The organism is Halorussus vallis, assembly GCF_024138165.1.
Classification (GTDB): Archaea; Halobacteriota; Halobacteria; order Halobacteriales; family Haladaptataceae; genus Halorussus; species Halorussus vallis.
This window is the reverse complement of the sequence record NZ_CP100000.1, coordinates 352,713-367,348: the sequence shown is the minus strand read 5'-3', so window position 1 is coordinate 367,348 and position 14,636 is coordinate 352,713. Positions and strand designations below refer to the sequence as shown.

The following is a 14,636-nucleotide window of genomic DNA, read 5'->3' as shown; positions in this document are numbered from 1 at the left end:
CATGGGTCGGACCAACCCCACCTTCCGAGATTTCCTCGACCGCTACGAGGACGACTGGTCGGCCTACCGCCGGGGACTCCGCCGTCGGTACAAACCCCACTTCGACCGACTGTTCGACCGCGCCCGCGAGCACGCCGACGCCGCGGGATACATGAACGCCGCCGACCCAGAACGCGCGTTCGTGCTGTCGGTGCTGTTGTCCCAGGAGGTCGAGATTCGTCGACTCCGGCGGCGCCTCGACGCCGCGACGGAATCGGACGAGGACGACGGCGCCGACCCGGAGCCGACCCCGGACCGACCCGCCGAGTAACATGTTCAAAGTCGACTTCTACGACGACGCGGTCGTGGAGTGGCACCGCACCGAAGACGGCGTGACGACCCGGCGAAACGACGAGTACGAACCTGCGCTGTTCGTCGCCGCCGAGCGGTCGAAACTCGCCGACCTGCGGGCGCGTCTAGACGCCGATCCGAAGGTCGTCGGGACCGCCTTCGAGGAACGCTACGTCGACTTGCGGGCCGACGAGCGCGAACTCGTCCTGCGCGCCGACCTCGCCCGGGTGGACGAGGTCCGAACGCTCGCCCGCGAGATTCGCGGCGTCCACGAACGCGGCGAGTATCCGCCGGGAACGTTCCGACTGTTCGATGTCGACCTCTCGCCGCAGTTCCGCTACTGCATCGACACCGGCACCGACCCGACGACGCCCGAGGACGTCGACCTCCGGACGCTCGAACTCGGGACGACCCGCAAGCGACTCGCCGACCGCGACATTTCGCGACTCACCGTCGACGGCGACTTCCTCAGAGCCACCGAGGACGTGATGTTGGAGGTGGTCGAGCACCGACTCGCGGACGCCGACCCCGACGTACTCGTCGTGAGCCACGGCGAACTCCTCGCGTTGCTCGCCGAGAAGGCCGACGAACACGGCCGCGAGGAGTTCGCACTCGGTCGACGTCCCGAGCGGGAGACGGGAGGAGCCGACACCGACGAGGGTGACACCGACGGGAGCGGTACCGCCGGAAGCGACGGCCGAGTCGGTCGCTCGCGCGGCGGATACGACGTACCGGGCCGGGCCGTCGTGGACGCCTCGAACAGTTTCCTCTGGGGGCAGGCCGGACTCGCCGGCCTGGAGTACCTGGTTTCGCGGTCGTGGCAGCCGATTCAGGAGGTTGGCCGGGCCAGCATCGGCACCGTGCTCACTGCGATTCAAATCCGCGAGGCCCGCGACCGCGACGTGCTGATTCCGTGGAACAAGTGGGAACCGGAGGCGTTCAAGGACGTGCGGACGCTCCACGCCGCCGACCGCGGCGGGTTCACCTTCTCGCCGGAGGTCGGCCTCCACGAGGGGGTCTACGAGGTCGACTTCGCGTCGCTGTACCCCAACGTCATCTGTCGGTACAACGTCTCGCCCGACACCGTCTGCTGCGACTGCCACGCCGACCGCGAGGACGTGCCCGAACTGGGGTACAGCGTCTGCGACGACCGGGGGTTCCTCCCCGACGTGCTCCGACCGCTGTTGGACGACCGCGCGCGGATGAAGCGCGAGGCCCGCGAAACCGACGACCCCGACCGGGAGGCCGACCTCCGGCGGACCGCCAGCGCCATCAAGTGGATTCTGGTTTCCTGTTTTGGCTACCAGGGCTACCGGAACGCGAAGTTCGGCCGCATCGAGTGTCACGAGGCCATCAACGCCGTCGCCCGCGACGTGCTCCTGCGAGCCAAGGAGGCGTTCGAGGCAGAGGGCTGGCGGGTCGTCCACGGCATCGTCGACAGCCTCTGGGTGACGCCCGTCGAAGACCGCGACCCGACGCCGCTCTCGGCGGTGACCGAGGCGGTCACCGCCGACGTCGGTGTTCGACTCGAACACGAGGCGACGTACGACTGGATCTGCTTCGTCCCGAAGCGCGACTCGTCGGCGGGCGCGCTCAACCGGTACTTCGGCAAGGAACGCGACGCCGACGAGTACAAGGTTCGGGGCATCGAGGCTCGCCAGCGGTCCACCCCGGCGTTCGTCGCGGACACCCAGCGGGAACTCCTCCGGGCGGTCGACCGCCACCGAAAGCCCGAACCGGTCTGCGACGCGCTGAAACGCCGACTCGGCGAACTTCGGGCGGGCGACGTTCCGACCGAGGACTTGCTGGTCACGACCCGGGCGTTCAAGCGTCCGGAGGCGTACCGCCGGCGAACCCGAACGGTGGCGGCGCTCGACCGCGCGAAGGCGGCCGGACTCGACCCGCGACAGGGCCAGTCGTTCGACTTCGTCGTCGTCGACGACTCGGCGCGCTCGCGCGAGCGCGTGCGCCTGGACTTCGAACTCGACGAGGAAACGCCCTACGACGTCGAGTTCTACGAGGACCGCCTGATTCGGGCGGCCGAGAGCGTGGTTTCGCCGCTGGGCTGGGACCGCGCGCGGATTCGGCGCTACTTGCGCGACGTGGAGGAAGTCCGGCTGTCGGCGTTCGGAGACGGCTGACCGACGCGTCGGTTCGCGACACTAGCCGGCTACGCTTCCGTCTCGTCGGTCGTCGTCTCGGGGTCTTTGTAGGCCGGACAACCGCCCACGTAGCCGTCGACGTTGCTACAGTCGTTACGAACCATCACTCTGAAGTCGTCGTCACCGTGGTGCTCGACCGTGGCGGTAACGCACCCGGGATGGTGTTCGTACGCTTCGACGAGGTCCTGCTCGACCCATTCGCCGCCGTCGGTCCGGGCGAAGACGACGTACCGCCCCGCGATGTCGTCCCACGTACACTCCACCATGGCGCCGGAGACAGCGGGAATCCGCTCTTCCCGGTTCCGCTCTACGGTGTGGGTCGACTCGTGGACGACCTCGCTGTCTCGCTCGACGTGGACGTCGATTCGATGACCGCGATTCTCGTCGTAGTTGTAAATCGCGAGCCAGGCGAGCGTCGTCGTCGTTTCTTCGGCCGTCAGGCTCCCGAGACAGCCGGAGAGATTCACGGCTCCGAGAGCACCGAGTGAGGAGAGGAGGGCTCGCCGTTGCATGCGATTCGTTGCGAAACGACGGGCAAGTACTTTCCGGGGTCACCCGGCGAAACGGACGCTCCGGGACTTCTTTCGCGCTGTAATTCGATTATCGGTGCGGACGACCGTTCTGCACAGACCAGGTGCGCCCATCGAGCCCGAATCCGAATCGAAGTTCGACTGCGCCCCTCGTGATGAATGTAGCAACATATGGTTTAGGAGTCGCCGATAAGACGGAATTCCGCGAAACTTTCACCGGCGGAAGCGGCGCTTTCGACTCAGAACAGCGAGTAGACGTTCGCCTCGTACACCTCGCGCACTCGGTCGCCCCAGTTGTGGGTGTAGGTGTCGATGATGTCTTCGGCCACGTCCCCGCGGAGGTACTTCACGATGCCCCTGTCGCCGGTTCTGTCCCGGAGGTGGGTCGTGAAGAAGTGCCGGAAGTAGTGGGGCGTGACGTTCTCCTCGGCGCCGCCGCCCTCGCGGTACCACCCGGCCTCGCGGGCGTGGGTTTCGACGGCGTTGCGGACCATCTGCGGGGTGAGCCGGCGGCCCCACTGGCGGCGCGTGCTCACGAACAGCGGTTCGGCCTCCGAGACGGTGTCGGGGCGAATTGCCAGCCAGCGGGCGAGTTCGGCCGCGAGTTCGGCGTCCACCGGAATCACGGTGTCGCGCTTTCGCTTGTTGGCGGCCGACCGCTCCTCGCCGTTGACCACGTCGCCGCGACCCACGTCGCTTGCGACGAACAGCGACTCGCCGCGACCGTCGAGCGCGGGCCGCGAGCCGAGGTCGTATACCTCCGCGGCCTCGCCGGTAAGTCGCAGGTCTCGCAGGTCGAGGTTACAGAGTTCGCCGACACGCATCCCGGTCTTCAGCAACGTGACGACCGCCGCGCGTTCGAGGGGGTGGCCGATGCCGGCGACGAACCCCCGCATCTGCTCGACCGAGATCTCCCGGCGGGTGGGGTCCTTGTCGATGGACTCGGTCATCTCCTCGGCGACGAGCGCCATCGGATTCGAGTCGAACGCCCCGACCTGGGTCATGTAGGCGTAGAAGCGGTGGAGGTAGGAGGCGTACGTCGCGATGGTGCTCTCGGCGAGGTCGCCTCGGAGGCTGTGGACCCACGCCATGCACTCGCGCTGGGTGGCCTCGCCCGGTGCGAGCGAGACGCCGCCGGGGTTGCGGTCGGGGTCGCCGAGGAACGCCTCGAACTCCCGGAGCACTCGCTCGTAGTACTCGCGGGTGCGCTCGCTCTTGCCGTGGAACCGGAGGTCTTCGAGGAAGTAACCCACGGGGTCGTCGGTTTCGACCTCGCCGCCAGTCGGTCGGCTACTCGCCATCGCCCACCACCGTGTAGCCGCCTCGGCGGCCGCTGTACTGGACGCGGTTCTCGTTCTGGAGTCGCTGGAGTGTATCCTCCAGTCGGTCTTCGAAGTCGCCGGCCAGTTCCTCGACTAGTTGGTCCCACGACAGGTGGTCGGCCGAATCGAGAAGCGCGAGGAGGCGTGTTTCGAGGCCGTCACCCCCGGGGTCGGAGGGTGGAGAACCGCCTTCCGAACGGTTCTCCGAATTTTCGACCGAGAACCCGCGTCTCCCGGCCTGTACCATCGATCTGACGAACTCGCTCTGGCTCATGTCGAGTTCGTCGGCGTGACGCTTCCACTCGGATTTTTGATATTGGGGGACGAACGTCTTCACCACGGCGCGGTCGGTGTCGGAACCCTCGCTCATCGGTCGTTCGGACCCTCTCACCCCCGGTACATCAATCTGTCCCACGAGTACGGATAAGTGACCTTATCTTCTGCCGTAGTGCCGGAAAAGCGCAGAAAGGATGTGCCACGGAGAGTGATTTATGGAGTCGAAGTCCTACAAAGACTGATTAGAAATTCTCCGGTGGAAGTGCCACGAGGGTGGATTACTCGATCCGGTGCTCGTCTCGAAGAAGAAACTCGAACGCGTCGCGTTCGAGTCGAACAGAAGTAGAACGCGACACATATCATATTTTAGGGAGTTTTTGCGCGGCCGGGCAACGGCGGAACCGCGGGTTCGCTCGTCGTCCGAAACGGGGGTGGTTCCCGTGTCGATGCATTCGACTTCACTCGTTCGACCATGGTCGTCTTTCTCGCGCGTCGAGTCACGTAGTTGGACGAGCGAACGGACGTCGAACGGCGTCTCGACGGAACCGCGTCGATGCCACAGTAATCAGAAACCTCGGTCGAGACGACAGAGCGCCACGCAGTCGCTCTCGTCTCGACCGACGGCATTCGTCACTCGGGCCGCGGACTCCGATGGGCTTGTCCACGAGGTAGCTCAGGGCGCTCTCACGCCCCGAGAGCGTGTCCCTAGCGTCGGCCGTGGACCAACGACTCCCCCGACCCTTCACTTTGACACCGATTCACCCACCACCCGAGGAGCTTTTCCTCGGGGGGAGAAACACGGAGCCGAATGAGCACCGTGCGCGACCTCGCTCCGGCAGACGCCGAGGAGCTGACCGCCCTCTACGAGGAGTACGAGTGGTGGGCCGACCGAGAAACGGAGGACGTCCGCGCCGCGCTGGCGGAAACCGAGTTCGCCGTCGGCATCGATGCCGACGGCGAACTCGTCGCCGCGGGGCGCGTCTTGACCGACTTCACCTACTACGCGAACGTCTTCGACGTGGTCGTCGCCGCCGACCGCCGCGGAGACGGCCTCGGCAGGGAGTTGATGGAAGCGATCCGCGACCATCCCGAGCTCCAGTCCGTCGTCGGCCTCTCGCTGCTCTGCCGAGAGGGGCTGGTTCCCTTCTACGAGTCGGTCGGGTTCGAGGTCTTCGGCCCCGAGTTCGAGGTTCCCGAAGGTGGCACCGAGGAACTCGTCCGGATGACGTGTAGGCTGGACGACGAGGAGTAGAAACGCCAATTTCCACGACGTCACCGGTCCTCTTCGCTGTTCACGGCCAATTCGAAATCGAAAACCACGTCCGAAATGCGAGGTATAAATTGTATCCTGCTATATCCAGACAGCGGTCGGAAGTCGGAACGAGAAGTTCCACGGGCCGACCGAAGCAGACCGGCCTACGTCCGTGAACTGCGGCGGGAACGTCGAGAGTCGCCCGAAATTCCACAGGAACACCGTGGTTTTGGTGGAGCGACGAGCCGCATCAAATCGGTCAGTGAATCGCCATCTCGGTCTCCAGTTCCGCCCGCGTGAAGACCTCCTTTGCGCGTTCTGCGGCCTCGTCGGCCTCCTCGTAGTTCTCCATCAGCACGGTTTCGCTGGGGAACAGTTCGTCGCCGACGACCAGACCGTGGTCGCGCGCCGTCGACCCGGTGACGGTCAGGTAGACGCCGACGCCCGCCTCGGCGATGGCGGCTTCCTCCTCGACGTCCTCGTCGGGGTAGCAGAACTCCAGCGAGTCGGCGTTGCGCGTGCCGAGAACGGCCTCGACCAGTCGCTCGTAGCGCGGCGAGATGCAGAGCGGCCCCTCGTAGTCGGCGAGGAACTCGCGGGTGGGCTGGCGGCCCTGGCCGAGCGCCTCGGGGGTCGCCATCAGCGTGTGGTAGACGGTGTCGCCCATCCCGGCCACGACTCGGACGTCGGTGTCGTGGGGGTCGATGCGGGCGTTCACGTCGGCGATGCGGGTCAATGGGTCCGGACGGAGTTCGACGACCTCCTCCAGCACGAGGTCGGCGCTGTCGAAGCCGAGCGCGAAGTCGTGCTTGCGGAGCGCCCGGAACGGTTCCTCGCGGCCCACCAGTCGGAGGTTCACGTCGCCGACCGGAACCGTCACGCTGTCGAAGACGATGCGCCGGGGCTTGCCCGCCCGGTCGTCCCGGAGCAGGGTGTAGTCGGGTTCGGTCTCCTCGCCGAGGTGGCTGTAGTCGGCCAAGCGCTGGTAGACGTCCTCGTTGGCTTCCTGGTCGCGCTTGGTGACCGCCTTCTCGTAGCGGAGCGTCGAGATGACGTCGTCGGCGACCCCCTGGGCGTCGGCCTGCTCGGCGACGCGCTGGAGGACCGCCTCCAGCGGCCGGCCCTTGCGCGGCACCGCGACCGAAATCGTCTCAGTCATTACCCCGAAACACGGACGGCGCCAGTAAACCGGTTGCGCTTCGTGCGACGTTTTGCCGAGGGTTCGGCCGCAGAACGGTCACTCCGGTCCGGCGCGGCGTCGCGGCGGTGCCGCGACGCCGCGCCGCGTGTCCCTGTCCTATCGGTCGCGCGCGCCGACGAACTCGAAGCGCGCGCCGCCCGCCTCGCTCTCGCCGACCCGGATACGCCAGTCGTGGGCCTCGGCGATGCGTCGAACGATGGCGAGGCCGAAGCCCGTCCCGTTCTTCGCCGTGGAGTAGCCGCCTTCGAAGACGCGCTCGCGCTCGTCGGCCGGGATGCCCGGCCCGTCGTCGGCGACGAAGAACCCCGACTCGCACTCGCCGACGACGACCGCGCCGGCGCGGTCGTCGGCCGACCCGTCCTCGATTCCATGTTCGACAGCGTTTCGAAACAGGTTCTCGAACAGCGCCCGGAGTCGCCGGGCGTCGGCGACGACTTCGCGGTCGGTTTCGACGCGCAGTTCCATCCCCCGCGTCTCGACGGTCGCCCACGCCTCGCGGGCGACCGACCCGACCGACACCGACTCCGCGTCGGCGACGGTTCGGCCGCGCCGCGACAGCGCCAGCACCTCCTCGACCAATCGCTCCATCCGGCCGTGGGCGTCGGCGACCGCCTCGAAGCTCTCGTCGCGCCCCGTCTCGCAGGCGAGTTCGAGGTGGCCCTGCGCGACGTTCAACGGGTTGCGGAGGTCGTGGGAGACGATGCCCGCGAACTCGTCGAGTCGATTTCGCTCCTCGGCCAACTGCTCGGTCCGGCGGCGCAGGCGGCCGTGGTAGACGCCGAGCAGGCCGCCGCCCAGCGCGCCGAGGGCGACCTCCGTCAGGACGATGGACGCCGGCCGGACCATCGGTCGTCCCTCCATCGCCTGCAACACCGTGACCCACCCCGAGAGCAGGCCCATCACGATTCCGCCGGCGACGCTCCAGACGAAGACCGCGCCGACGCGCCTCGCCGAGAGCGCCGACGTCCGAAGCCAGGTACCGAGCGCGACGACCAACAGCGAAACACCCACCGGGATGCCCAGTCGGACGAGTTCGGTCGCGTCGAGCGCGGCGTCGACGAAGAAGTAGCTTCCGGAGACGGCCAGCAGTCCGACGCCGAGACCGACGACGGACCACGACCGCAACGGGCCGACACTGCGGGCGACCGAGCGCTCGTCCGACCGGCGAAACATCGGCGTCGATCAGTTCCCGAAGACGTTCGAAATCTGGTCGCGCCACTCCTGGAGGCCTTCGAGTTCGTCGTGGATGTCGGCGATCTCGCCCTCGACGTCGGAGACGCTCGCCTCGACGTCCTCCACGCGCGCGGTGAGGTTCGCCTCGAGCGCGTCGACGTCGGCCGACAGCGACTCGACGCTCTCGGAGACGGATTCGACGCTCTCGCGGACCGCCGAGATGTCCTCCGCGGCGTCGGCGGCGTCGGCCACGTCGTCCCGAACCGACTCGAAGTCGCTCTGCAGGGACGACAGTTCGTTGCTCACATTCGAGACGTCGGTCGTGTTCGCGCCGACGAGGTCCTCCAGTTCCTCCAACTGGGTCGAGACGGCCTCCACGTCGCCGCCGAAGTCCTCCAGCGAGTCGAGTTCTTCTTCGACCGTCCGGAGGTCCTCGCGGAGGTCGCCGACGGCGTCGAGTTCGCTCTCGACCGACTCGACCTCCTCGCGGAGGTCGCCGAGTTCGGCCACGTCGGATTCGAGTTCGGCGACGTCGTCTGCCAGTCCGTCCACGGCCGCGAGGTCGGCCTCGACGTCGGCGAGGTCGGCGTCGAGTTCCTCGACCGCCGCGAGTTCGTCCTCGAACCCGGCCAGGTCCTCCTCGACACCGTCGAGGTCGCTTTCGAGCGCCGCGAGGTCGTCGTCGAGGTCACCGACGCGCTCGTCGGTTTCGTTCGCGTCGGCTCTGACCGACTGCACCTCGTCCTCGAACGCCTGGACGTCGGCGCGGACCTGCGCGATGTCGTCCTCGAAGTCGCCGAGAATGTCGCTCGCGACGCCCTCCTCGTCGATGAACTCCTCCAGCGCGCCGGTGTAGGCCGAGAGGTCCTCGACCCGCGACTGGAGGTGGCGGATGCGGACGTTGGTGCTCTCGGGCGTGTCGATGTCGAGTTCCCGCTGGAGCACCTTCAGGTCCTCCTCGGAAACCTCGCCCGCGCGAATCTCCTCGGCGAGCGTCGCCGCGACCGTCCCCGGCGTCGGGGGAGAGCGAACCTGCCGTTCGCGAACCTCGTCGGACGCGGCGTCCGACGGTGGCGACACCGACGGTTCGGCGGTTTCGGTTTCCTCGGCCGCCTCGGAGGGTCTCTCGCCGTCGAGTTCGGACGACGCGACCGCGTCGTCCTCGGATTCGGCGTCGTCGGCTTCCGGTTCGAGGAACTTCTCACCGTCCTCGGATTCGAGGAAGTCGGCCCCGTCGTCGGTTTCGGCTTCACCCTCGTCGGCGGCCAGTGGGTCGGCGTCGGCCAGCGGGTCTTCGCCCTCGTCTTCGGCGAGCGGGTCGTCCGCGTCGCCGAGGAGGTCGGCGTCGTCGGCGGCCAGCGGGTCGGCGTCCTCGACCGCGAGGGGGTCGTCATCGTCCGCGTCCTCGTCGAGTCCGAGGCCCTCTTCGCCCGAAACCACGTCGCGGACGAGTCGGCTGTCCTCCTCCGAGACGATGTCGGTGATTGTGTTGTCGCGCTCGCCCGCGCCGCCGTTGAGCGCGTCCGGGTCGGGTTCCGGTTCGGACTCGGACGCCGAGTCGTCGTTTTCGGAGTCGTCCGAGACGGGCGCGACCTCCTCGATGGACGGCGAGCCGAGGAAGCCGTCCGGGTCGTCGTCGTCGGTGAGTCGGACGCCGTAGACGGTGACCAGTTCCTCGCCGGGTTCGAGGACGCGCTCGAACTGGACCCGGTGGTCCTTGTACGCGGTCCAGTTGTCGTTCTCGTAGTCGGGGTGGAATCCGACGTTGTCCATCGGAAACGACTCGGGGATGTCGTCGGCGAGCGTGAACGCCGCGCGGTCGTCGCGCTCGGAGCGGACGACGAACTTGATGGCCGGTACGGCGAACTCGTCGCCCTCGAAGGACTTCTCTACGACGACCATGTCCCGTTCGGTCGTCACGACTTCGGTCATGCTGTCACTCATACGGTTCACATCCCAGAAGGGCCATATAAATCACACGCCGCGCGAAGCGTAAATCGAGGGCTCGCCGATTTCGTAGATACGACGCGGATTCGACACGACGGTCGCGGTACGCCTCGTAGCACGCCTCATAGTACTTCCCTCCCGACGGTGCGAGCGGAGAGAGGGCATACGAATTTGGGCCTCCGAGTCGTACGTCCGCACGTGACACTGTTGGCCGGAACCTACGACGGGGTGTATCGGACCGACGGCCCGCGCTTCGACGCGGGCGAGCAGGTGCTCGACTGCGGCCGGGTCCTGCGCGTCCGGCGGTTCGAGGCGTGGGACGGCGCGTTCGCCGCGACCAAGAGCGGCCTCTACCGCTCGACCGACGGCGGTGGCCTCTGGACGAACCTCGACGTCCCGCGGGAGGAGGTGTACTCGGTGCTGGGCGACCCTTCGGGAGAACGCCTGTACGCCGGCACCCATCCCGCTCACCTCTACGTCTCCAAGGACGGCGGTGAATCGTGGGGCGAACTCGAGGGGTTCCAGGACCTCCCCTCGCGCGACCAGTGGCACACGCCGCGCCACCGCGACGAGGCCCACGTTCGGAGCCTCGGCGCCCACGCCGACGCGCCCGAACGGGTGGTCGCGGGCGTGGAGGTCGGCGGCGTCCACGTCAGCGACGACGAGGGCGAGACGTGGTCCGAGCGCAGGGACGGCGTCCACGACGACGTCCACCACGTCCTCGTGCGCGGACCGTCCCACTACGTCGCCTCCTGCGGCGGCGGCCTCTACCGGACGCGGGACGCGGGCGAGTCGTGGACCCGACTCGACACGGACGTCGACCACACTTACTTCCGCGAAGCGTTCGCCTCCGACGGTGTCCTCTACGCCGCGGCGGCGCGTTCGTCGCCGGGGACCTGGCGCGGCGAGAACGGCGCTGACGCCGCGCTCTTCGAGTCCACGGACGAGGGGGACACGCTGGAGCCCGTGGCGTACCCAGGCGAACCCGAGGAGGTCGTGCTCGGGTGGACCGCCTACGACGGGCAGGTCGTGGCGGGCACGAACGACGGCCGGGTGATCGTACGCTCGTCGGACGAGTGGGTCGACGGTGGCGAGTTACCTGCGGGCGTATCGTCCCTGCTCGGACTGTAGCCCAGTCGGTACTCGCGTTTTCGTTAGGGCTCGGCCGTTCCCGGCTTAGCCGGACTGGCGGTCCAGGTGCGCCGCCCGCGACCGCGCGAAGCGTCCGCGGAGAGTTGGCCGCGGGATGGTATTTGAAAGTTCGCTTCGTCGTGGACGAGGTGGCGCGATGGCTTCGGTCGTTTGAAAGTGAGCTTCGGATCCCGGCCTCAGTCTTGGAGTGCAAGTTGCGTTCGCGGTTACGGTCAGATTGATGCCGCAGTTGCGGTCGCAGTGCGTGCTCCCGCTCGGAGAAGAACAGACGGCAGAGGGAACCGTCTACACGTCCACTTTATCGCCAATCTCCACGATTTCCAGTTCGCGCGGATAGTCGAAGCTGTTTACGTGGTGGTGGAGCGCCTTCGGGTCGGCGGTCAGGCCCTTCCACATGTCCCAGTGGCTCGGCAGGAAGCGCTCGAACTGCAGGTCGCTGGCGGCCTCGACGGCCTGGTTCTCGTCGTTGTACCACTTCGTGCGCGTCGGTTCGTCGGTTTCCTTGTCGGGGATGTTGCCCACGGTCCCGAACGCCAGGATGCCGAGGTCGATATCGTACTCCTCGCCGATGCGGGCGAACTCGTCGCTGGGTTTGGTGTCGCCGCCGTGGAAGACGGTGCGGCCGTTGTACTCGAAGAGGTAGCTCACCGGGTGGGTCGCGTCGGGGTCGTGGGCGGGTTCGACGTGGACCGTGAACGCGCCGACCTCGACGCTGTCGCCCTCCTCGACGACGTCGAGTCGGTCGTCGGAGACGTCCCACTCGTCGGTCCAGTTCTCCTCTTCGCGCGCGACCGCGACGCTGTCGTCGGGGCCGTAGAAGGTCGCGTCGGTGTTCTCGAGAATCGGGGCCTGGCTCGGGCCGTGGACGTGGTCGGTGTGCTCGTGGGTCGCGAACACGGCGTCGGCCTCGGTCACGTCCGCGGGGTCGAACGGCACCGGCACCATCCGGACGGTCCGCGGCGGGTCGCCGGTCCCGAGGTACGGGTCGACGAACACGGTCGTGTCGGCCGCCTTGAGCACGAAACCGTTGCAGCCGAGGTACCAGACGGCGATGCCTTCGGGGTCGGCGTCCTCGATTTCCCGGGGGAGCCAGTCGCCCCAGTCTGAGTGAACAGCCATATCCGGGGACTCGCCGAGAACCCCGGTAAGGCTTGCGCTCTCGGCTCGTCCGCTCAGAGTGAGCGGAGTCGCACTTCGTCGTCGTCGATGACCTCGATGTGGTCACGGTCGACCGAGTAGGCGTCGTCGTCGTGGCTCTCCCAGCCGAGACGACTCCGGATGCGCTCGGCGATGCCGGGGTTCGGGTCGACGTACATCTGGCCGGCGTCCTCATCGACCTCGGTCACTACGCCGACCTTCTCGCCGCTCTCGTCGACGACGCGCTTGCCGACAGTGTCGTCGTCCAGCACGACCGTTCCGGTGTCGGTCATCGTGTCGGACTCGCCCATCGTGTCCGAGTCGGTCGTGGTCCCGGTGTCGGCCTCGGTAGTCTCCACGTCGCCCATCGTCGCGTCGGTCGATTCGGTGGTCTCGGTCGTCGTCTCGGTGGTCGTGGTCGTTTCGGTCGTCACGGTCTCCTCGCGATCGATGGCCACGCCCTCGACCTCGACGCCCTCCTCCATCGCGTCCGAGCCGACGAGTTCGCTCTCGATGACTCGGGACGTGATGGTCTCGGTGTCGACGATGTCCTCTTCGACGAGTTCGAAGAGGAGACGCTTGCGGTCGACGACCTCGTCGACGACGATGGTGCGCTCGTAGAGCTCCGTCAGGATGGTCTGGTCCTCGGTGATCTCGCTCTCCATCTGGCCGCCCTCGATGACGTCCTCGGTGACGACCTCGCCGCCCAGGATGTCGCTCTCGACGATGGTCCGCTGGACGCCTTCGAGGTCGACGCGGCTCTCGAGCGTGTCGGATTCGACCGTGTCGGTTTCCTCGATGTCGACGTCCACCAGCCGGCTCTCGACCGTCTTGCGCTCGATGACTTCCCGGGTGACCTCGCGGGTTTCGTCGACGTCGAGGGTGACGACCTCGTGTTCGAGCACCTCGAGTTCGTCCTCCTCAGCTCGGAGGTCCTCGTCGCCGACGCCGACGGACTCGCTCTCCTCGACGACGGTCACGCCGGTGTCTCGCTCGCCGAGGTGGATGCCGGCGACCTCCCGGCGGATCAGCTCTTCGTCGATGACCTCGTCGCGGACGACCTCGCTATCGATGATCTTGCTCTCGATGGTCTCGGTTTCCTGGACCGTCCGTTCGATGACCTTCGTCTCGACGATCTGGCTGGTGACGGTTTCGCCCTCCAGCAGGGCCTCTTCGACCTCTCGGTCTTCGAGGGTCGCCCGCTCTATCGCCTCGGACTGCGGGATGAGCTCGAAGGCGTCCGCGCCGGAGCGGTCGCCGTGGCGCATGAGCGCCATCTCGTCGTCCTCGAATCGCTGATGGAACTCGTCCCAGTCGGCCTCCTCGACGGACTCGTCGGCGTCGTGTTCGTCGTGATGGATGTGGAGCTCCCGTTCGTTCTCGCCGGTAGTTCGGTACGCGGGTCTCGCACCCGCGTCTTCGAGCCACGTCCGCACCGTCTCGCGGTCCGTGGTGATGTTCGATTCCCCGTCACGAGATACGTCCGTGTCGTTTCGTGTATTATCGTCCATGGTCCCCCACCACCACTCTCAACGTTCAGGACGCACTTATTCGTGCTGGCGAACTGCCGTACACCGTCCGGTTGTCCATTCAGACTGCTAAACAGTTCGGCGGTGCGGGACGTCATCGGGCGGTGGCGGACGTCAGCGGGCGGTATCGGACGTCGCCGAGCGTCGCCACTCGTCGCTCGACGGTATTCAGAAAACGGAAAGTGTGCGCAGAAGGCCGCCTCAGTCCTCGCAGCAACCGCCGGCCTGCTGGCCGAAGTCGACCGCGAGCTGGGACGAGATGGCCTCGTTGACGGCTTCGAGTTTGGCTTCGAGTTCCTCCTGGGCCTGGAGGTACTCGGCCATCACGGGAAGCTGGTGGAGTTCCTGCTGGGCTCGCTGGACCTTCTCGACGTCCTCCTGGGTCGCCTCGCCGGTCTGGCGCGCGAGCATGAACTCCTGGCGGAGCTGTTCGAACTCGCGGACCTTCTCCTGGGCTTCCTCGTCCTCCTCGACCGCCGCCTTCTTCTCCTCGAACGTCCGGTAGGCGGGCGAGTCGGCGATGGCCTCGCCGAGCTCCTCGCCGAGCGTTTCGAGGTGCGAGAGTTCGGCGGTTTCGTCGGCTTCGGTTTCGACGCTCATGCGTCGGTGGTTAGGCTTCGGACGT

The 14,636-nt window shown here is 67.1% G+C and carries 13 protein-coding genes; 4 read left to right on the top strand and 9 right to left on the bottom strand.

Features of this window, described 5'->3' with window-relative positions; translation table 11 throughout:
• The first annotated feature begins 1 nt into the window (after position 1).
• Positions 2-310 carry a DUF8156 family protein gene (locus NGM07_RS02005; protein WP_253516119.1) on the top strand — a complete coding sequence of 103 codons (309 nt, stop codon included), beginning with the start codon at positions 2-4 and terminating at the stop codon, positions 308-310.
• Position 311: 1 nt separating this feature from the next.
• Positions 312-2,471, top strand: coding sequence for a type B DNA-directed DNA polymerase (locus tag NGM07_RS02000; protein ID WP_253516117.1), 2,160 nt, complete (start codon positions 312-314; stop codon positions 2,469-2,471).
• A 29-nt stretch (positions 2,472-2,500) separates the two neighbouring features.
• Here the strand turns inward: NGM07_RS02000 and NGM07_RS01995 are convergent, their stop codons facing one another.
• From NGM07_RS01995 to NGM07_RS01985, 3 genes are all read right to left on the bottom strand, one after another.
• Positions 2,501-3,004: a hypothetical protein gene (locus NGM07_RS01995; protein WP_253516115.1), complete on the bottom strand. Its 504-nt coding sequence runs from the start codon at positions 3,002-3,004 to the stop codon at positions 2,501-2,503.
• Positions 3,005-3,261: 257 nt separating this feature from the next.
• Positions 3,262-4,323, bottom strand: coding sequence for a tyrosine-type recombinase/integrase (locus tag NGM07_RS01990; protein WP_253516111.1), 1,062 nt, complete (start codon positions 4,321-4,323; stop codon positions 3,262-3,264).
• Positions 4,313-4,714 (bottom strand): DUF5805 domain-containing protein, encoded by a 402-nt coding sequence (locus NGM07_RS01985; RefSeq protein WP_253516099.1) that lies wholly within the window; start codon positions 4,712-4,714, stop codon positions 4,313-4,315. Before NGM07_RS01985 ends, NGM07_RS01990 begins: the two co-directional genes overlap by 11 nt.
• 714 nt (positions 4,715-5,428) lie before the next feature.
• Between NGM07_RS01985 and NGM07_RS01980 the strand changes: the two genes are divergently transcribed.
• Positions 5,429-5,872, top strand: coding sequence for a GNAT family N-acetyltransferase (locus tag NGM07_RS01980; protein ID WP_253516096.1), 444 nt, complete (start codon positions 5,429-5,431; stop codon positions 5,870-5,872).
• A gap of 259 nt (positions 5,873-6,131) precedes the next feature.
• Here NGM07_RS01980 and NGM07_RS01975 read toward each other — a convergent pair whose 3' ends face one another.
• From NGM07_RS01975 to NGM07_RS01965, 3 genes are all read right to left on the bottom strand, one after another.
• The gene (locus NGM07_RS01975; protein WP_253516093.1) at positions 6,132-7,031 is read right to left on the bottom strand and encodes a phosphoribosyltransferase HisG-related protein; all 900 of its coding nucleotides are present in this window, start codon (positions 7,029-7,031) and stop codon (positions 6,132-6,134) included.
• 138 nt (positions 7,032-7,169) lie between these two features.
• Positions 7,170-8,246 (bottom strand): sensor histidine kinase, encoded by a 1,077-nt coding sequence (locus NGM07_RS01970; RefSeq protein ID WP_253516084.1) that lies wholly within the window; start codon positions 8,244-8,246, stop codon positions 7,170-7,172.
• Between the two features lie 9 nt (positions 8,247-8,255).
• A complete protein-coding gene (locus NGM07_RS01965; protein WP_253516082.1) occupies positions 8,256-10,190 on the bottom strand; it encodes an AAA family ATPase in 1,935 nt (644 codons plus the stop codon).
• Between the two features lie 201 nt (positions 10,191-10,391).
• Here NGM07_RS01965 and NGM07_RS01960 point away from each other — a divergent pair, with 201 nt between their 5' ends.
• Positions 10,392-11,324, top strand: a complete 933-nt coding sequence (locus NGM07_RS01960) for a glycosyl hydrolase (protein WP_253516079.1) — start codon at positions 10,392-10,394, stop codon at positions 11,322-11,324.
• A 306-nt stretch (positions 11,325-11,630) separates the two neighbouring features.
• Here NGM07_RS01960 and NGM07_RS01955 read toward each other — a convergent pair whose 3' ends face one another.
• From NGM07_RS01955 to NGM07_RS01945, 3 genes are all read right to left on the bottom strand, one after another.
• A complete protein-coding gene (locus tag NGM07_RS01955; RefSeq protein WP_253516077.1) occupies positions 11,631-12,464 on the bottom strand; it encodes an MBL fold metallo-hydrolase in 834 nt (277 codons plus the stop codon).
• Between the two features lie 53 nt (positions 12,465-12,517).
• A complete protein-coding gene (locus tag NGM07_RS01950; RefSeq protein WP_253516074.1) occupies positions 12,518-13,993 on the bottom strand; it encodes a DUF8593 domain-containing protein in 1,476 nt (491 codons plus the stop codon).
• 219 nt (positions 13,994-14,212) lie between these two features.
• A complete protein-coding gene (locus tag NGM07_RS01945) occupies positions 14,213-14,611 on the bottom strand; it encodes a YlbF/YmcA family competence regulator (protein WP_253516071.1) in 399 nt (132 codons plus the stop codon).
• Positions 14,612-14,636: the final 25 nt, after the last annotated feature.